General features: G+C 32.9%; 19 protein-coding genes, 1 tRNA gene and 2 pseudogenes. 17 read left to right on the top strand and 5 right to left on the bottom strand.

What is annotated here, in order from left to right:
* Window positions 1-19 precede the first annotated feature (19 nt).
* Complete coding sequence (locus ACI48O_RS10400) at window positions 20-190, bottom strand: Spo0E family sporulation regulatory protein-aspartic acid phosphatase (RefSeq protein WP_435561728.1); 171 nt, start codon at window positions 188-190, stop codon at window positions 20-22.
* 511 nt (window positions 191-701) lie between these two features.
* Here ACI48O_RS10400 and ACI48O_RS10395 point away from each other — a divergent pair.
* From ACI48O_RS10395 to ACI48O_RS10385, 3 genes are all read left to right on the top strand, one after another.
* Window positions 702-1,409, top strand: a complete 708-nt coding sequence (locus tag ACI48O_RS10395; RefSeq protein ID WP_435561727.1) for a cytochrome c biogenesis CcdA family protein — start codon at window positions 702-704, stop codon at window positions 1,407-1,409.
* Window positions 1,410-1,495: 86 nt separating this feature from the next.
* On the top strand, window positions 1,496-1,855 hold the full coding sequence (locus tag ACI48O_RS10390; RefSeq protein WP_435561726.1) for a response regulator: 360 nt from the start codon (window positions 1,496-1,498) through the stop codon (window positions 1,853-1,855).
* Between the two features lie 191 nt (window positions 1,856-2,046).
* Complete coding sequence (locus ACI48O_RS10385) at window positions 2,047-2,535, top strand: CcdC family protein (protein WP_435561725.1); 489 nt, start codon at window positions 2,047-2,049, stop codon at window positions 2,533-2,535.
* Between the two features lie 291 nt (window positions 2,536-2,826).
* Here ACI48O_RS10385 and ACI48O_RS10380 read toward each other — a convergent pair whose 3' ends face one another.
* Window positions 2,827-3,252 (bottom strand): DUF2621 domain-containing protein, encoded by a 426-nt coding sequence (locus tag ACI48O_RS10380; RefSeq protein ID WP_435561724.1) that lies wholly within the window; start codon window positions 3,250-3,252, stop codon window positions 2,827-2,829.
* A gap of 233 nt (window positions 3,253-3,485) precedes the next feature.
* Between ACI48O_RS10380 and ACI48O_RS10375 the strand changes: the two genes are divergently transcribed.
* The 3 genes and pseudogenes from ACI48O_RS10375 to ACI48O_RS10365 all read left to right on the top strand — a co-directional run bounded on the left by ACI48O_RS10375 (window position 3,486) and on the right by ACI48O_RS10365 (window position 5,773).
* A tRNA-Sec gene (locus tag ACI48O_RS10375) sits at window positions 3,486-3,582 on the top strand.
* A gap of 744 nt (window positions 3,583-4,326) precedes the next feature.
* On the top strand, window positions 4,327-4,629 hold the full coding sequence (locus ACI48O_RS10370) for a hypothetical protein (protein ID WP_435561723.1): 303 nt from the start codon (window positions 4,327-4,329) through the stop codon (window positions 4,627-4,629).
* 469 nt (window positions 4,630-5,098) lie between these two features.
* Window positions 5,099-5,773, top strand: a pseudogene (locus ACI48O_RS10365) (transposase).
* An 86-nt stretch (window positions 5,774-5,859) separates the two neighbouring features.
* On the opposite strand, the gene ACI48O_RS10360 reads toward ACI48O_RS10365, so the two are convergent.
* Complete coding sequence (locus ACI48O_RS10360) at window positions 5,860-6,810, bottom strand: DUF4435 domain-containing protein (protein ID WP_435561722.1); 951 nt, start codon at window positions 6,808-6,810, stop codon at window positions 5,860-5,862.
* Window positions 6,803-8,152, bottom strand: a complete 1,350-nt coding sequence (locus ACI48O_RS10355) for an AAA family ATPase (protein ID WP_435561721.1) — start codon at window positions 8,150-8,152, stop codon at window positions 6,803-6,805. The genes ACI48O_RS10360 and ACI48O_RS10355 overlap by 8 nt, the downstream gene beginning before the upstream one ends.
* A 342-nt stretch (window positions 8,153-8,494) precedes the next feature.
* On the opposite strand from ACI48O_RS10355, the gene ACI48O_RS10350 reads away from it, so the two are divergent.
* The 4 genes from ACI48O_RS10350 to tnpB (ACI48O_RS10335) all read left to right on the top strand — a co-directional run bounded on the left by ACI48O_RS10350 (window position 8,495) and on the right by tnpB (ACI48O_RS10335) (window position 11,183).
* Complete coding sequence (locus ACI48O_RS10350) at window positions 8,495-8,629, top strand: recombinase family protein (RefSeq protein ID WP_435561720.1); 135 nt, start codon at window positions 8,495-8,497, stop codon at window positions 8,627-8,629.
* An 823-nt stretch (window positions 8,630-9,452) separates the two neighbouring features.
* Entirely contained in the window at window positions 9,453-10,412 is a 960-nt protein-coding gene (locus tag ACI48O_RS10345; RefSeq protein WP_435561719.1) for a hypothetical protein, read from the top strand.
* A 208-nt stretch (window positions 10,413-10,620) separates the two neighbouring features.
* A complete protein-coding gene (locus ACI48O_RS10340) occupies window positions 10,621-10,815 on the top strand; it encodes a hypothetical protein (protein ID WP_435561718.1) in 195 nt (64 codons plus the stop codon).
* The gene (gene tnpB, locus ACI48O_RS10335; protein WP_435561717.1) at window positions 10,812-11,183 is read left to right on the top strand and encodes an IS66 family insertion sequence element accessory protein TnpB; all 372 of its coding nucleotides are present in this window, start codon (window positions 10,812-10,814) and stop codon (window positions 11,181-11,183) included. The genes ACI48O_RS10340 and tnpB (ACI48O_RS10335) overlap by 4 nt, the downstream gene beginning before the upstream one ends.
* On the opposite strand, the pseudogene ACI48O_RS10330 reads toward tnpB (ACI48O_RS10335), so the two are convergent.
* A pseudogene (locus ACI48O_RS10330) lies at window positions 11,160-11,396 on the bottom strand (hypothetical protein); the annotation flags it as partial. The gene tnpB (ACI48O_RS10335) and the pseudogene ACI48O_RS10330 overlap by 24 nt on opposite strands.
* 490 nt (window positions 11,397-11,886) lie before the next feature.
* Between ACI48O_RS10330 and ACI48O_RS10325 the strand changes: the two are divergent.
* From ACI48O_RS10325 to tnpB (ACI48O_RS10295), 7 genes are all read left to right on the top strand, one after another.
* Window positions 11,887-12,426, top strand: a complete 540-nt coding sequence (locus ACI48O_RS10325; protein WP_435561716.1) for a hypothetical protein — start codon at window positions 11,887-11,889, stop codon at window positions 12,424-12,426.
* Window positions 12,427-12,880: 454 nt separating this feature from the next.
* Window positions 12,881-13,084 (top strand): S26 family signal peptidase, encoded by a 204-nt coding sequence (locus ACI48O_RS10320; protein WP_435561715.1) that lies wholly within the window; start codon window positions 12,881-12,883, stop codon window positions 13,082-13,084.
* A 1,977-nt stretch (window positions 13,085-15,061) separates the two neighbouring features.
* Entirely contained in the window at window positions 15,062-15,379 is a 318-nt protein-coding gene (locus tag ACI48O_RS10315; protein ID WP_435561714.1) for a hypothetical protein, read from the top strand.
* 397 nt (window positions 15,380-15,776) lie between these two features.
* Window positions 15,777-17,159, top strand: coding sequence for an AAA family ATPase (locus ACI48O_RS10310; protein WP_435561713.1), 1,383 nt, complete (start codon window positions 15,777-15,779; stop codon window positions 17,157-17,159).
* Window positions 17,152-17,685 (top strand): hypothetical protein, encoded by a 534-nt coding sequence (locus ACI48O_RS10305; RefSeq protein WP_435561712.1) that lies wholly within the window; start codon window positions 17,152-17,154, stop codon window positions 17,683-17,685. The genes ACI48O_RS10310 and ACI48O_RS10305 overlap by 8 nt, the downstream gene beginning before the upstream one ends.
* A 599-nt stretch (window positions 17,686-18,284) precedes the next feature.
* Window positions 18,285-18,479: a hypothetical protein gene (locus ACI48O_RS10300; protein ID WP_435561711.1), complete on the top strand. Its 195-nt coding sequence runs from the start codon at window positions 18,285-18,287 to the stop codon at window positions 18,477-18,479.
* Window positions 18,476-18,829, top strand: coding sequence for an IS66 family insertion sequence element accessory protein TnpB (tnpB, locus tag ACI48O_RS10295; RefSeq protein ID WP_435561710.1), 354 nt, complete (start codon window positions 18,476-18,478; stop codon window positions 18,827-18,829). The genes ACI48O_RS10300 and tnpB (ACI48O_RS10295) overlap by 4 nt, the downstream gene beginning before the upstream one ends.
* The last annotated feature ends 23 nt before the right edge of the window (window positions 18,830-18,852 follow it).

Below are 18,852 nucleotides of genomic sequence, written 5' to 3'. Positions count from 1 at the left end.
TAGATTCCAGTCTGCTTTTTTAATGGGTGGTGATTTTTTTTATAAAAATTTTATTATATTTATTAAGCAATTCGTCTAATTCCTGACTATGACGAACGGCAATAGAGGAACTTAACCCATTAACTGCAACGACATGGATTAATTCAGCTCGTTTCTGTTCTATTAATGATAAAAGCTCTTGTTTTAACACAATGGTAATTCCTTTCATCACTTTTTTCTATTAAAGGCTCTGTTAATATTGGCTGTTGATTTCCGCTCCAGGTGCTCGCTTTCCGCGGGGGAGTCCGGGAGCCTCCTCGGCGCTTTCGTGCCTGTGGGGTCTCCCGTGACACCTTCTCCCGCAGGAGTCTCGCACCTTCCGCTCCAATCAACAACGTGCTTTATATCAACATTGTTCTTTAACAAAGCTATATTAATAATAGACATGGTTTATAGAAATAAAATGAAAAAATGTTAGTTAATTTACAATTCACTTTCATAAGTATAGCCGAGAATGACTGCAAATTCAAAGACAAATTTAACAAAAATATACATTAGGGAGTATTTTACTAAATTTTGTCACAAATAGTTATTATGGTACAAATAGTTGTAATGTAAATTACCGTACAAGACATGAATTGTTCACAGCATCTTCAGTATCATTTGCCCACAAGTTTTGTTAGAATGAGTTAGAAACAATTGTTAATAAGGGATGTGTACTGATGGAAGACATTAATATTTTTCTTGCGCTTGGGGCAGGATTTTTAAGTTTTATTTCACCATGTTGTTTACCATTATATCCGGCTTTCTTATCTTATATAACCGGGATGTCGGTTGGGGAGTTAAAAAGTGAAAATGGAATGCTGCAAAAACGCAGCCTACTTCATACATTATTTTTCTTAGTTGGCTTTTCAGTCATCTTTATCGCATTAGGCTTTGCGACCTCGTTTGTCGGTCAATTTTTCAGGGAATATAATGATCTGATCCGCCAAATCGGGGCGATTTTCATCATCCTATTTGGACTCGTCATTGTTGGCGTATTTAAACCGGAATTTTTAATGAAAGAACGTCGCTTTGAGTTAAAAAACCGTCCGTCTGGTTACGCTGGCTCAGTATTGATCGGGATGGCGTTTGCAGCTGGTTGGACTCCTTGTACTGGACCTATTCTAGGTGTTGTTATTTCATTAGCTAGTACGAATCCTAGCTCAGGGATGCTGTACATGATTGCTTATTTACTTGGTTTTGCGATTCCGTTCTTTGTTCTTTCTTTCTTTATCGGAAGAATGCAGTGGATTCGCAAAAACAATGTGAAAATCATGAAAATCGGCGGTTATATTATGATCGCAATGGGTGTCATTTTATTCTTTGACTGGATGACCAAAATCATTATCTTTATCCAACAGTTTACTGGCGGATTTACCGGTTTCTAATCGATTTTGCTGAAAAGGCTTTCTTACTAATTTAATAATCTATCTTTGAAATCTTTCCATTAGGTTTGTTCGTAGGAGGGACTGGCATGGCAAGAATTTTAATCGTTGATGATGCAAAATTTATGAGAATGATCTTAACCAATATTTTAAAAAAAGCTGACCATGAGGTGGTTGGTGAAGGCGAAAATGGGAAGGAAGGCGTCCGATTATATGCGGAGGTCCAACCCGATTTAGTCACGATGGATATAACGATGCCGGAAATGGGCGGAGTCGATGCCGTAAAAGAAATTAAGCAGCAATATCCGGATGCAAAAATCATCATGTGCTCTGCAATGGGGCAGCAAAAAATGGTCGTCGAAGCCATTGAAGCTGGTGCGAAGGATTTTATCGTAAAACCATTTGACGAAAGCAGGGTATTAGATACGATCAATCGTGTAATTGCGTAACCGAAAGCCATTTAAGAGAATTTCTTAAATGGCTTCTTTTGAACAATATAGGGCTTTAGTAATGACTATTTGTCAGCGAAATTAGCACCAAAGACATTTTTATTTGGCACAATCATTTGAAATTGGTTATTTCCTTTTTATTTCATTTGTATATAATGATAGTGTAAACTTTACAAGATGGGATGTATATTATGAATTATGTCGTGCTTTCTTCCATAGGTGCAGTCTTCATGGGGACTTTCGTCATGATTATGAGAATAAAGTCAGCCAAAAAACCAGCTAGTGCCAAGAAAATTATCTTACCTCCAATGTTTATGAGCACCGGGGCGTTGATGTTTTTCTTTCCGATGTTCCAGGTTTCCTTTTTAGAGGTGGTCGAAGCAGCTTCTGTTGGTATGCTCTTTTCCATTTTGTTAATTAAAACCTCTAAATTTGAAATACGCGATCATGATATTTACTTGAAGCCATCAAAAGCCTTTGTCTTTATATTAATTGCGCTATTGATCATACGGGTAATCATGAAATCATTCTTGAGTTCTTCTCTTGATGTTGGGGAACTTGGCGGAATGTTTTGGATCCTCGCCTTTGGAATGATTGTTCCGTGGCGTATCGCAATGTATATTAACTTTCGAAAGCTGTATCGTGTGCTCCATCCAGAAACAAATGCTAAATCAGTGTAATAGAAAAAGCACCGAGTCGTTGAGGATTCGGTGCTTTGCTTTGTTAAAGAATCTGTTATATAAGGTTGTTGATTTCCGCTACAGGTGCTCGCTTTCCGCGGGGCGGGCGGCGAGCTTCCTCGTCGCTATCGCTCCTGCGGGATCTCACCTGTCCCGCTGCTCCCGCAGGACATGAATAATCATCCTTGAATGAACATCGCACGATAAAATGCCTAAGCATTTTAGAGGAGTCTCGCCCCTTCCGCTCCAATCAACCGTGCCCAAAATCAACATTGTTCTTTAACACAGCTTTTAAAAAAACTGCTCGTATTGGGTTAAGTCTATTTTTCGATCGTCCATTTTCTTGCGGAGGAATTTATGATCACGTTTTGGTGTAGCCAAAATGTAGCCGCGAATGATCAAATCCTCGGTAATGGTTTTAGCCTTTTCTTTTAAGGCAAGCTCACCAATTTTACCGGCGATTTTCTGTTTAGCCACATCGCGAAACAATTCGGGTACAGGACTGACTAAATCATTCAGAAAAGCCTTTTGTTCTTCGCCCCAGAGATGAAGGGTTTCGTCAATATAATGAAGCTCCCAATCCATATCGGACTTCCCATCGTTCTTCGGCAGCTTTTTAAGGAACTTACGAAACATAAAGTAGCCGCCAATGGCCATAAGGACAACCATGACAACACACCAAAATGCAATAAACCACATAAACCAATCTTGAAGCATATCGTTCACCTACAAAAACAAATATTTTTCCGGCAAGCAATTTGCGACACTTTTCTTATGTAACATGCTATGATATGAAAAATGCGAAATATTCTGCCTGTATTAATTTAATTATAGTCTGTTTCTTGAATATATGACAAGTAATTGGAAACACCGAAACAGTTCGTCATTTTTCTTATGTTGATATTGAAAAAGTGCCGATATTTTAGTATAATAAATATTGTCTCTTACATGGGGCTGAATGGGGTACTGGTGTCCTCCACGGTCTTCAAAACCGCTTGTGACCTGCGTGCCAGGTCAGGTGGGTTCGATTCCCACACAGTCCCGCCAAACCTGTTACTATTACATATTTAACCGTACAGTGATATTTTCGCTCGTACGGTTTTTTTGTTATGGGAGAAGAAAAACAAAAGAAACTTAGTAAGTATAATGTTGGAAATGGAGCAAGTAGATTAATTTGGATTGACTAGTTTAGATGAAATTGTGGGTTTATATGAAAGGTTTTGCAATTACAAACAGATGAAGGAATTGACAGCGGAAAATAAAGGATTGTGAGACTCACTTTAATTATCCTCTGAAATATTTTTAAGACATAGACATTGGACGAACCGATAAAAAGATAGTTGAAATACTTTGGTTACGAAAGAAAATATTTGTTAAATATTGGATCGAGAATACTTTATATCACGTCATATTAATGAATTTCTTAAAACGATTGAAGTTTGTGATATGTTGAAGGGTAAATAAATTTCAAGCCTGATTTGTGTAGTCTTTTATTTCTAATTATGGAACTTTAATGTTTGTACTCTCTAATTCTACAATCATTTTAAAAAACATTTAATATTTTGAAAAAAATTCCTTTAAGTGCTAGTTGATTCTTGCAAATATTGATAAAATATTTATATATTGGAAAAATGGAAATTCAGAAGGAGAAAATGGATGGCAAGACCTAGAGTATTCATAAGTTCTACTTTCTACGATTAAGGGATCTCACCTTTTTCAAATAATATAGATTCGTAACCTAAATCTCTTACAAATCGTCCAATATCCTCCCTAACATTTCATATTCAAAATATGTTCAATATCAAATATAGGATAGCTTTTACAAATTATAAGGAATTTTCGAGTTTTCTGGAAGAATTAGGATATGTAAAAAATATAAACCAAGATCCTTTTAGTGACTATGAAGAATTGTTTTATGTAAGAAATAATACTGAATATACTCTCAAGGTTTCTGAAAGTTTATTTGATGTTAATGGTAATTTGATGCCAGCAAGTGAAGGTTGGTCAAACGACTTAGTTCAACTACAAGAAAAGGAATTAGAATCTACAAATGTTAGTTTTATTGATATAAGTGATGATGACTTACCATTTTAAAAACTTTTTTAATTTTAAAATATTTAAATTATGATCGATACTTATGTTTAGGAGTATATTGGTGAAGTACATGAAGATGTTTAGTCAGTTTGAATGAATAATCAAATTAAATATTTTCTTATAAACAAAAGACCCTGAGCGAAAACGTTCTTTGTCTTTTGTTGTTTCAAAAAACTATACAAAACTACATAAAATGTTTGAAACAGCGCTAAATAAAATGATCACGTTATATATAAATAATACTAACTAAGTTATTAATATAAAATATAGATTAAGTTGTTTGACTTGGTGATTGTTAATTTTCTCCTTTCTCTTATTCCCGAAAATATGTATACTGCGAATGCATACTTAAAAATTTGGTTTAGAAAATTAAAATTATATGGATTGTAAACTAAACTGTGTAAGTAAGTGAGCGTATGGCTCTTATATACAGTTTAGTTTTTTTGTTGGAAAATTTATACTATATGGGATTGGGGGATATTATTATGGGAAATCTAAACGAGATCCAAAATTAGTAGAATTAGCCAATAGATATAGAACAATATCAACCAGAATCTGTTGAAGATATGCAGAATGCTCTTAAGGATATCTTTGCCTCCATGTTTGAAGCAATGTTAAGGGGGAAATGAATCACCATTTAGGCTACGGCTCAAATGATAAAGGGGAAAAAGAAACTGGAAATAGAAGAAATGGATACGGTAAGAAAAATGTTAAAACTAGCGTAGGAGAAGTCGAGATTGAAGTCCCTCGTGATCATGATGGATCCTTCGCGCCAAAACTTTTTCCAAAGCGTAAGAAAAATGTTTCCGGGATTGAGGAGAAGGTAATTGCCATGTATGCCAGAGGTATGTCTCAACGAGACATTTCTTCTACAATCGAGGATATCTACGTATTTTCGGTAAGAAATTTCGGACATGTAGAACAACACTTTGATTATGGAAGTGGAGTACGTAAAATTATATATACGACTAACGCTGTGGAAAGCATACACTCTAGCTTTAGAAAGGTAACTAATAAAGGAGCATTCCCCAACGAGAACGCTCTCTTAAAAGTCCTGTATTTACGAGTAAAAGAATTGGAGGCCAAATGGGAAGGTGGCCATGTACAAAACTGGTCCATGGTCATCAACCAGCTATTTGTATAAGAAAAGTTAGAAAGTAGGGTTTTAAAATATATTTAAAGACTGGAATTTACACACTTTATTTGACAAACCCGCTTCCTTCGGGTATCTTATGCCGTAGTTAGTAGTTTTCTGGTCCATCTTTTATGGATATAAGTAAATAAGCAGTCTGGAGTATCAGCATAGGTCGATAAGGTAATGAGAATATTTGAATCTAGCGATAATCTAATCTTACCTTTCTCTTGAAAAAGCTGCCGCCCTGTTTTTTTGTTTCTGTCTTCAACTACTTTATCTAAGAATATCTTGAAAAATTCCAATTCAAATTTCCCTCTAAAAATACTTCCCCTTTTAGGATGACTATTCAGTGTTTGATGAATATTTGTAACATTGCTGTTTGGAATCTTTTTTGTAATATTAAGAAATTCCTCTATCTGCTGGAGTGTATATTTGCAAGTGATTTTATGCAAAGTAATATCAACTAGATGTTCTTTTAAAATTAATTCGTTTAGTCTTAACTTTATTTCTTCACCAGTTTTGTACATATAATCTTTGTAACTATATATCCACGAGTTTAGTAATGAAATTAAATCATGAAATTCATTTTGTCTTTCAATAAAAGTATCAATAGCTTTGTTATAGTCTTCATCTGTTTCTTCGAGATTAAATTCATTTTTTAAAATTCTTTTAAATGCATCTAAGGATGTATATAAATTTTCAATAGAATAACATGGAGTTTCATATATTTCAACATTATTAACTGGCACGTCGAAATCACTATCTACAAAGAAAAAAAGCTTCTCGTCGTTAAATTCTTTATGTTTTTTTATTTCGTTATAAGTATCTAATACACCTTTCTTGCCATTGCATTTTACAAAGTCAGGTTCACTTTTACATATCATTGACACTCTCGGTAAATAATACTTACTATCTTCACCTTCAACAAAACAATAAGGTATACTTTTCTTTGGTTTAAATTTTAAGGAGAATTTATGAAAACCCACTATACCTTTTTGACGTTTTTTTCTTAGCATTTCATCTCTATTCATGTTAGTATTATTCATATTTTGGCACAATCTCCTCGATGAACAACTCGATACCTTTGGCATAACTATCAAGACTATTGTCGAATATAAAAGGTGAGTGTGTAACAGCCAATAATAAAGTGCATTTACCTGAATTTATGATATCTGGTAGCAACATTTCTTGCCACTCTATAGAAAGAGATAATTCTGGCTCATCAAATAGAATGATAAAATCATTATTAAATTTCAAGAAAACTTGGGCTAAGATTGACACAATCTGCTTTTCTCCTGAGGAGAGTTTATTTAGTTCAATTTCTTTATTGCTCTTAAGATTAATTATAGAAAGTTCTCCATTGCTTTCATTAAAATATACTGTTTTATTGACTAGATATTTTGAACATATTCTAGCAAACTCTTTGATCGAATCATCTCTTTCCTTATACTTCATATAATTGTTTACTAAGTTAACTAGATAGAAATTTAGCGAAGAATATTCTTCATTTATAATTTCATTGCGTTTTATTAACTCTGATATATAAAATTTATCCTCTGAATCTAAATCATTTCCAAAACGGTCTAGGACAATTTCTAGAATCTTCATATCAAAGTTTTGATTTATGACTTCTTTTTTAGGATAAATTAAATGTTTTATCATGTTACCAGTGACATTCGAGTAACTTTGAAGAGATTCATCTCTAATGGCACTTTTTATTTTGTTGAAAATTTCTTGAACGTCATCCATACCAAAGTTGATAGTTCCATAATTGTTAGATAGTTTATCTTTAATATTAAGTCCTAACTTTGCTAAATCTTCCTCAATACGTCGATAAGTCGGAAAGTAAAGAATTTCTTTATTAAATATTTCTCCAATTCTTTTATCCGCCTCTAATATTTTTTCATTATGTATATAAGTTGAGGTATTTAACACAATACCCTTCAAATCAATGATAACCCTTTTTATTCTTACAAATGAAACATCTCTACTCCTGATTTTCTCAATAAACTGCTTGCGAAACATTTCTATATTTGCATCACGGTAAATAATGTCCAAAGCGTAATCGAGTTCCTCGATACTAAGTTGTTCTTCAAGAAATTTATAATATTTATAAGCTTGCCTATTTTTTTCTAAAGAAAACCACTCTTTCTCAAGAGTAATAACTTCCCCTGAGTTTAAATATAAATTTATTCTCTTGAATGATAACTTAAATAGATTATTAAATTTTCTAGCTAATACATAATATAAAGTTGTTAATATCGTTGTTTTACCTGTTCCATTTTCACCTAATAATATCCTAATGTTATCATCAAATGTTAAGGAAACATTTGTTTCTCCGTTTAATTCCTCAATTTCAAAACGTGATAAAATAAAGTTCTTTTTCATTTTATTCCTCCTTTTTTCCTATTGTACCATTTTTTACTATACTCAGTTATAGGTGATTTTTATTTCAAGAAGAAAGAATTAATAGTTATTACCTTTACTTTTTTAGTTATCGTTAGAGTGTACTTATTCGGTAATTATTTATATTTTCTTACAAAACCAATAATTGCAGGGGTTTCTTTAACTATTTCGTTACCCTTTGATCGTTACTGAAAATGAAAATAATATTAAACCAATAAGTGGTAATGGAGGTAGTTCGATAAGTAAAAAAGCATACATAAGCGTATATCAAAGAAACAGAATACGGCTCGTCAACGCAAGGCATTAAAAGTTAAAGGATACTAAGTGTACTATGAAGAGAAATTGAGCGGTAGTAATACAGACCATCCTGAAGTTCAACGTATGATTACGGAATTGGAAAAAGGGGATACAGTGATTGTACATGAGATTCCTCGTCATCTCGTTCAGTACAAGACTTGATATCAATTGTCAAGCAAATTAAAGAAAAAGGGGCATCTCTCAAATCACTAAATGAGACTTGGTTAGATACTACAAGTAATATCCAATGAATGAATTCTTACTAACCATTTTTGGTGGCTGGGCAGCTAGAAAGTGGGTTAACATTACAACGACAACGTGAAGTTATTGAAATTGCAAGGAATGCAGGCAAATTTAAAGGTAGAAAACTTGAGGTCAAATTAGAATGAAAGAATTCTGAGAGTCAGTCCGTTACATATGTAGAACATTGTCCATTGGAACTGGTACATTCTATCGATTGTTAGATCGTGAAGGTTTACGGTAGCAAGGCCACGATGGATCAGAAAAAATTGTAATGGAAAAAAGGACAATCTTAAAGATTATGCTACGGGTGCTTGACTCTGCCTCTTTCACTGCGTTGTACCAAGCAAACACCATATTCCCAATAATTTCGAATGTAGCAGAATTAATAGTATACATTATCGATTGTATTAATCTTCTCGTAATTTTCATCGGCAACACCTCCGACATTATAACAAGAGAGAGAAGTATGAAGAAAACAAGGAATTGGGATGTATTGGTGAAGCCTGCGCAGCTAAGGATACAAATACTTTGCTTAATAAGGATTTTAAAAAATAATTTCTATATAAATGTGAACATTGTTTCAAATATAAGTTTGAATAAATTGTTAATAATTGAATAATTAGTGGATAGTATCATTGATTGATGGTATATATTGGATTAATGGAGGAGGAAAATGAAGCTGCTAGTTTTTTCAGTCATCTTGATATTTCATTTATTTCTCATTACTTAGGAGGAGAATCACATGAAATTTTCAGAGAAGTTTGGATTGGAAAATCATAGTCAATCAAATTTTGCTTTTGTTAATATCCGTATTGATAGGGATAATCAGTTATTCATAGATCCCACTCGTATTGCAGCAGAAGACGGAGAATGGTTTCAAAATTGTAGTATTATTATTCAAGATTTCTTTAATACAATTTTTGATTTGTATTCTGAGGGTGAAACTGAAACAGCAAGAGATTATTTCCAATCTTCTGGTGAGTCAAACGAACTCTTTCTGGGGTATACACGAGGTTTTCCAAGAGGTAATGGGAATTCAGAAGAATCTCTGGCGAAGGTTTTTGATTATGTTCAAATGCAGGGATTATTAGAAGATGTGATTGTTGGAAGACTAGAAGATTTTTATGTGTTTGTTCCAGATTTTGGTGAAGATTTGTTGTCTGATTTAGTGGCTAGTTTAATAAAGTCTGAATTAGTTTCATTTACGCAAGAGCAATGTGAAATTCATAATATTGATTTAACATATGATTTTAGATTTCATTACTGGGATCATATTAATCATAATTGGGAAGTTACGTTAGAAAGACTTCCAAGTTTTGATGGGCATCCAGTAGTACTTGTTCCTAAACAAATCCTTGTTTCAAAGTATCTGTACAGTGCGCAAAGATATTGGACTCAAGTGGTTAGCATTTGGAGACAACGTATACATCGTGACGAAGAAACTGTATTACATCAAAATCGGCCAGTTAATGAGGATTTTGCTTCGAAAAAAGAGATAAGAAGAGCTGAAATTAATGAGCATTTAATTACGGAAAAACAATATCTAGTCAACATGACAAGAGAGAATCCACAGATGATTGTAAATTTCCGTGTTAATATAAACAATACTCAAAGGGGTAATAACTCAAATAAAATGAATGATGAGGAATTAGAAAGATTTATTGATGCCTCATATGAATTAGCAGAGTCAAATAATGAGTAAATTATAAGCAAACATCTTCTTGATAAACTTGAGAAAAATTGGAACTGTCCTAATTAAGATGTTTTTTGGGTCAGTTTCTTTTTTGGGGGGTCAAAAAAGAAAGGATATAACATTGTCCTTACTCCGTAAGCCCGAATTCAAACTACGCATATAAACAAGCTGCATCTCCTGGTACGATACATGTATCAATTAAAGGAGGTGCTTTCTTATGCCACAACAAAAATTAACCATTGTCCCCGTTACGCTCGATCCAATTAGCGAAAGTTCTTTTTCACCTACTTCTTCAATTAATCCTTCCGCAAGCATTTACACGATTAAAACGGCAAACGCAGAAATTTCCTTCTTCAATGGCGCAAATGAGCACGTTATCCAAACCGTCATGAGGGAGTTGAGGCATCTATGAAACACGATTATACAAGTGTGAAAAATATCTATATCATTTGTGGAAAGACCGATATGCGAAAAGGCATTGATGGCTTGGCCACATTGATTCAAGATTCTTTCGAACTTGATCCTTACGGCGATTCCATTTTCCTATTTTCTGGCTGGAGTAAAGACAGATATAAATGTTTATATTTCGATGGGGATGGCTTCGTTATGCTTTATAAACGCCTGGATAAAGGTAAACTTCAATGGCCTAAAAATGAAAATGAAGTCCGTAATCTATCACAACAGGAGCTTCGGTGGCTCCTTGAAGGTTTATCAATTCAGCAGCCTAAGGCGATTAGACCATCGAGTTTCGTTAAAAGACGGGTCATCCTCAAACAATGAGCCTTGCCCATCAGGCACATTGTATTTGGATTTTTCGGTTTTAGATCCATATATGAGTTTTGTTAATTGGCGAAGTTGTTCAGACAACGTTTCGTTCCGCTACAATGCTTTATCTAATTTCTTCGATAACTCTTGGTTTTGTTTATTCGAATGAGCCAGTTGTTCCTCAAGCAATCGAATTAATTTCTCGTATTGATTATCATTAGTAGAAATGTTGCCACATCATTCACCACTTTCCGTTCGAATTCGTTCCTATTATTTGTGGTGCGTACCGTGAAGGTGCGCTATTTTTATATTTCGGGCTTACCAATTATCGAAAGATGATTGCGCATATTTCATTTTTTACGCCAGATTGTGGAGGCACGCTTCCTAAGGTAAATGGATATTTATGTTAACATATAGCGGAGATTGTAAAAAAATATACTTAAGCTAACGAGGCAGGGTAGTGAAAGAAGAGATATGCAATAAACCTATTTAGAAACCAAATTACTACATGATAAAGCTAACGTATTTAATAGTGAGTCTATACTTGATTTTTATTATTATTAATAATCACTGTAAAAATATGGGCTAATTTAAATAAGATGGGAGTAAGTTAAATATTAAAGGCAAAAATTGATAATTATTGGATTTGGAAAAGATTCCTAGTATACTAATCAATAAGTGTGTAAATTGTAATTAGTTAGAAAAGAGGTGGTAAGTGGTGATTAAAGCAGATATAGAACATGATGCTTTTATCAAATTTATTAGTAGTCCTGAGTGCAATCATGAACTCATTAGATCTACAAAAATTGTTAGGAATTTATTAAACAAGAATTTACCCGAGTTAAAGAAAGCTAAAGCAATTAAGCAAGTTTTATATATTAACTGGATGTTAAAGATGTCTGATATGAAATTTTTTCTGAAACCTTATGGTCAAGACGCGATATCTCTTTTTGACATCAACTTAAATAGTATGATTGTTATTAGATATTGCTATACGATTACAAATGAAACTAAGAATATATTAAAAGGTTTATATAAAAATGCTATTGAAATTGTAAGTTTACACTCAAATAAAAAAAAAGAAGGTACAAGGTTAATTAAAGAAGCAATTACTTTCTCGAGAGATATTAATTTACCGTTAGTTCTTTATGCGGAAACTGATGATTTAGTTAAGTATTATGAACAATTCAAATTTGTTAATCATGGGAAATTAGGAGATGACAATGAATATCTAATGATTAGATTACCGAAATCATAAGTTTGAAAATGAACAAAGTTATTTAACCTCAACATTACGCTAGTTGAATAGTATGTCGAATAGTATGGCGACTTAAAAGGTAAAAAATAAGTTATTCCTTATTGTGCGAATTGGGGGCTTTAGTTTAAGTAAAATATATTGACTTTATATTAGTTATTCTATTAAAGGGCGCATTTCTGCAGCAAGAAATGCGCTCTTTTTAATGAATTGGCCAGATTTTGGACCAACTCCTTTAAAGTAACTTAGAGCTCTATGCTAATTTTTAAGGAGATTGTCAAATTATGTACTTAAAGTAGAGATGAGGATAATGAAGGAAGGAATTTGAAATTTTTATGGAAATATATCCCTAAGTGTTATAATTACTTAAGGAATATAGATTTGAGAAAATAGAAGTAATACACCTATTAAATGTAATTGAAGAAAATCTAATTAAATTGTGAGGGGATAAAAGTTAATGACAAAAGACAAAAATGAGATTTGGGAATGGATTAAGACATTTCTAATTGCGATATTATTGGCTTTTATTATTCGTACATTCATTCTAACACCAATTGTTGTTGAAGGTGCATCAATGAAACCTACTCTTCTACAGGTCCAAGACCGTATGATTGTAACGAAAATAGGAGAACTGAATTTGATATTATTATATACGGCCTAATTGGATTAATAACTTTATTTCAATGAGTTTGGCGATTTATTTTCGTTCAAAAAAGTAGCCTGCTGCCCTTTGGCGGCTAATTTTTTATTAAGCTAATGGCGCAGAATAGTTTAAGAAGGGGTTAGTCTCTAAACCTCATGAAATTGTGATAGGATTAAATTACATAGATATTGAGGGGGAGAAAAATTGAATATATATATTACTTGTAGTCAGTGTATTATATTAAGTCAAAATTAGCCTGATCCTCATGATTTTCAGTTCTATAGAGTCACTGTAAATGAAGACGGCGTATATAATTTTACTTGTTATAAACGACATGAGACAACAGCAATAACTGCTTATGTTAAGTATCAAATATTATTCCAAATGGCTGCAATTGCTTTATTGGATGGCTATTACTTCGAAGCGGTGGGATGTTTTATCGCATCAGTGGAGAGGTTTAGAGAATGGACGATTAAATTTATTTGGCATTTAAATGGCATAGATGAAGAGATATCTTCGGAACTATGGAAAAAACAATAAAAAAATTCTTCAGAAAGACCATTAGGGGCTTTTTCTTCGATGTTGATGAATCATTTTAAAGGAGCACCACTTATTTTTGACGATAAACAAAACAAATTTAGAAATAGTGTTTTACATAAGGGAACGATTCCCACTTAAGATGAATCATACGAGTTTGGGGAATATGTATTTAACTGTATTCGCTCGATTCAAAAGACTATATATACACAATACAAATCTGAATCATTTGAGTTTAGCTCTAAAGAGTTAAATAAGGCTTTACAAAAATTTATACCATCCCTATTAATGACTTGGGAGGCAATGTTGCAAAATGAGCTGAAATGATACTGGTAATGAGTTATTCTGTGGATAGAAGTACAAGCTTCCAAGAAGAAATTAAAATTTTGGAGGATTATAAAAACACATATCATTTACACGATACCAAATATCAAAAGTAAAAAAAGCGTATATCATTAGAGAGAATATGTATGAAAAAAGTTTTTAAATATTCACCTAAAAGAAGTATATGTCGATTTTTGAATAAAGTTAAATAAGTGAAGCAGAAATCAAGCTTAATATACATTTGGATGAGTTTGAGAATAATAATTAAACTAAAAGGGGGCTTATCTTCAATAAGATCTTCTACAATCGCCCGATTGTGGAAGAATAGTAAAGAACTTTTAACACAAATTTCATGTGCGAGAGTTGAGTTAACGTAAGAATGCGGCTTCATCCGTTCAATATTATAGGCCATTAATTTCACTTAACATAAAAATCAAAATATAATATACACCTGCCACGCTTTTTAAAAACTGGCCCCAAATTGGCCCCAGGAGGTCCCGAAAAAAGGGGGTGTTTTACCACATTTTTCGTTATTTAAATACATAATAAAAGCCCTAGAATCGTAGTCATATCAACGAAACTAGGGCTTTTTACTACTAGAGCTTGCATACCGTTAAAATTAACGAGAGTAATACTCTACGAGTGTTCTTTACTAGCTTTTTATTGAACCGCGCCAATCTTAAATAAAATTAATGTTAATAGATGATTACTATTTGAATTAGAGTATTGGAACTATGTATTATTAAGCAATAGACTATTTTTAATAATTATGATAGAAGTTATTTTTAATTTTTTTGGAGGGGAAACAAGTGGATAAGAAAAAAATGGAGGAACTATTAATTACTAAGATTTTAAAACCTTTATATGGGGAGAAGGATGAATATAACTTTATTAGTAACTATTTTAATACAAGGAATAAACAACATTGTACTCTGGAGAAGAGATAGAAACCCAAAGTCGTTATGAAATTGAAGTATTAAATTTTATGATTGAAAAGTTTCACCCTACACTATTTAAAATAATGTGTAATGCTAACTGGGACCGATTTTATAATTTTCAAGGTAATATTTGTGGGCAAGTAGCTGGTTATGGTGGATATATACTTTCTAAGCTATTTAACTATTGGGTTTTCAGATGGTCAGATTTATTGAAAATGAATGGAATAATCATACCGTTCTTCTTGCAGGTCCTCCCGGAAAAAAGAGAGTAATTGACCTAGATCGTAATAACCTTGAAAGTCTATGGTGGAATATAGAAGGAAATATATTTAAATATCAAACTATATCAGGCTACTCTTCACTTAACATTAGCCATGAAAAATATTATAATTTGCCTGATTATGAAAACCAAATACTTACTAAGGATCAGTTTATGAGTCCCATTCAAGTAAAAAAAGCACTTGATACAGCTTTAAGTTCAGATATAGCTGATTTAGTAAATAGAAAGTCTTGAAGTTTTTGAAAAATCAATAAACTAATAAGAAATATTGGGAGGTATCTTTGACATCAAATAAATTTTAAATTTCTCCGTGTGTGTAATCGATCGTAATATAATTCTGTTTACATAAGTTTTAAATAATATTATAAGTAGATTGAATGATCAGGCAATTGAATATTTAATAAATAAATCTTCTAATCTAATGAATATGGTGAGAACCGATTCCGATTTTAGTTGTATTCCCTTAAAAGTTTATTAAAGTATTATATGCTTCACGTAAAAAAATCACGGTTTTGTGTTTGAATTATTTTTTTATTATCAAATATAAGATACTGGTTATGATAATTGGAAAATCATTATAGACAACATTGGATAAAATGGTAATATCTATATTATTAGGAGAGGTGATAGCATGAATAAAAGGCAACACAAAAAGAAAAATATACGAAAGAGGAACCCTGGTTTAAAAAAAGTACCTTCTATTACTAATGTTATAGTTGGTGGATACAAATCGGTAAATAACTTAACAAGTATTTCTATTAAACCTTTAACGGTATTGGCTGGTACTAATAGTTCGGGAAAATCTAGCTTTATCCAACCATTGTTGTTGATGAAGCAAACGATAGAAGAGGGCTTTGACCCAGGAGCTTTGTTGTTAAACGGTCCCCATGTAAAATTCACTTCAGTCGATCAAATTTTACATACAAATGTACAGGGTAAAAAAAGGGAGAAATTTACAGTTGGTTTTGTAATTGATAATGAAGACACTTGCGAAATAACATACAGTAAAAATAAGAATGGTTTCATAATTGAAAAAGCATTTTATAAAACCACTTTTTATGATGAAAATTATAATCAAACTATTAAAGAAATTACTTTAGATAAAGAAACAGATACTAGTACGCTATTAGATAAGTTACCAGATTACATTAAAAAAGTTTTTACTAGCTTCGTAGATGAGGATGTTACTGCAAAAATTTCAAGAGATAGATGTTTTTTTAATGTTAATATTTCTTTTTCAGGTGCTTCTTTTTCGATATGGGAGTATCCACAAAATACATTTAAAGCCCCTTTAAGAAATATAATTCATTTACCAGGACTGAGAGGTAACCCTGAACGGAATTATCCTACGACTGCAATTGATTCTGATTTTGAGAGTACATATCTTCCTGGAAACTTTGAAAAGTATGTAGCGAGTTTAATTAATAAATGGCAATTAGGTGATAAGAAACAGCTATTAAGATTAGAAAAATATTTAAAAATGTTGGGTTTAACTAATAAAGTTAGGACTGAAAAAATCAATGATACCCAAGTAGCAATAAATGTCGGACGTGGACTTCTTGTTGAAAATGAGGCTACTGATTTAGTTAACATTGCGGATGTTGGTCTGGGGGTTTCTCAAACTTTACCAGTACTTGTTGCACTAGTTTATGCTAAACCAGGGCAAATGGTTTACGTTGAACAACCAGAAATCCACTTACATCCTAGAGCTCAATATGCATTGGCAGAAATATTAGGCGAGGCCGTTCTAAAGGGAGTTCGAATAGTAATTGAGACCCATAGTTCATTAATAATCAAGGGAGTTCAAACTGCGGTTGCAAGAAATAAAATTAATAAGGAAGATGTTAATCTACATTGGTTTTCAAGGAACAAAGAATCTGGTGAAACTCAAATTGAAAGTGCGGTATTGAATTCCGATGGTTCCTTCGGTGATTGGCCAATAGATTTTGATGAGGTGGAAATTACTGCTGAAATGAACTATTTATATGCAGCGGAGGACAACATAAATGAGTAGGTTTTTAGTTGTTGATGCCTGTGTTGCTACTTCTGCTTCCACAAAACAAATTCCGGTTTCAAAAATTTGTAAAAATATATTGGATGAAGTACTAAAATCAACGCATAAATTAGTTTTTAATCAACAATTACAAAAGGAATGGTTTGATCATCCCTCAAAATTAGGAATTATGATTTTTTCAAGTATGAAATCTCGGGGAAGAATAATAAAAATAGATGAGTCTGGTGAAATAAGTCATCTAAAAGAAAAAGTATTAGTGATAAAAGATAGGAGCAGAGTGCCAGCCATTATGAAAGATATGCATTTAATAGAAGCTGCATTGCTTTCTGATAAAATTATTATTTCTTTAGATAAAAAGGCTAGGAACAATTTCTGTTCAATATTAAATGATGTCCAAGAAATCAGTGTGGTGAATTGGTTAAATCCAGAAGAACCAAATGAAAATATTTTTTTGTGGTTTTCAAATGGAGCAAATTATGAGGAAAGTAGAGCTTTGAGGAACTTTGTCCCACAAACAACTTCCTAATAGGGTTTAATTGATTGAATTTTCTTAGTAATATTTTATTATAATGGCCGGATTTATTGGTGTATTCACCCGCCTACATCCTAACATTATTTTCAAACAATCCAAAGAAAAGCGAAGGTGCGAAAAAACTAGAAGGAACCTGTATCTAAGAATCAGGTCCCTTTTTTCACTTGTCCTAACTATAATCAAGGAGAGTTTTTATTTTAAATAAAGTAAGGTGTTTTGGTGCCATGCTTGGTGCCCATATATTTAAAATTACAAATCACAAGAAATTACTAGAAAAAAAGAAACCTTGATATATCAGTACTTCAGGGTACATCAAGATACTAAAAAAACAGATGCTAGCAAACTTCAAAACCGCTAGTGACCTGCGTGCCAGGTCAGGTGGGTCCGATTCCCACACAGTCCCGCTAAACCTTACATACCAATGGATTGAAGCTTTTCGCTTGTGATACAGCAAGCCCCGCTTCAATCCTTTTTTATTTGCTGCCCTATGGGTACTTTGGCTATTCAATAGTAAGCCCGAATTCAAACTACGCATATAAACAAGCAGCATCTCCTGGTACGATACATGTATCAATTTAAGGAGGTGCTTTCTTATGCCACAACAAAAATTGACCATAGTCCCCGTTACACTTCACCCAACTAGCGAAAGTTCTTTTACATCCACTTCGTCAGTTGTTTCTTCCAAAAGCATTTGCACGATCAAAACGGCAAACGCTGAAATCTCCTTCTTCGATGGCGTGAATGAGCACGTTATCCAAACAGTCATGAGGGAGTTGAAACATCTATGAAATACGATTATACAAGCGTGAAAAATATCTATATCATCTGCGGAAAGACTGATATGCGAAAAGGCATTGATGGACTTGCCACACTAATACAAGATTCATTTGAACTTGATCCGTATGGCGATTCCATTTTCCTATTTTCCGGCTGGAGTAAAGATAGATATAAATGTTTGTATTTCGATGGCGATGGCTTCGCCATGCTTTATAAGCGCCTGGATAATGGAAAACTACAATGGCCTAAAGATGAAAATGAAGTCCGTAATCTATCACAACAGGAGCTTCGATGGCTCCTTGAAGGTTTATCGATTCAGCAACCTAAGGCGATTCAACCATCATCAAAAGGTGAGTTCTAAATTTTGTGAATTTTACCTTTATT

The sequence above is a fragment of the Neobacillus terrisolis genome, assembly GCF_051233475.1.
Classification (GTDB): Bacteria; Bacillota; Bacilli; order Bacillales; family Cytobacillaceae; genus Bacillus_BU.
Note: the sequence above shows the minus strand (reverse complement) of the source record. Positions and strands in the feature narration are given on the sequence as shown.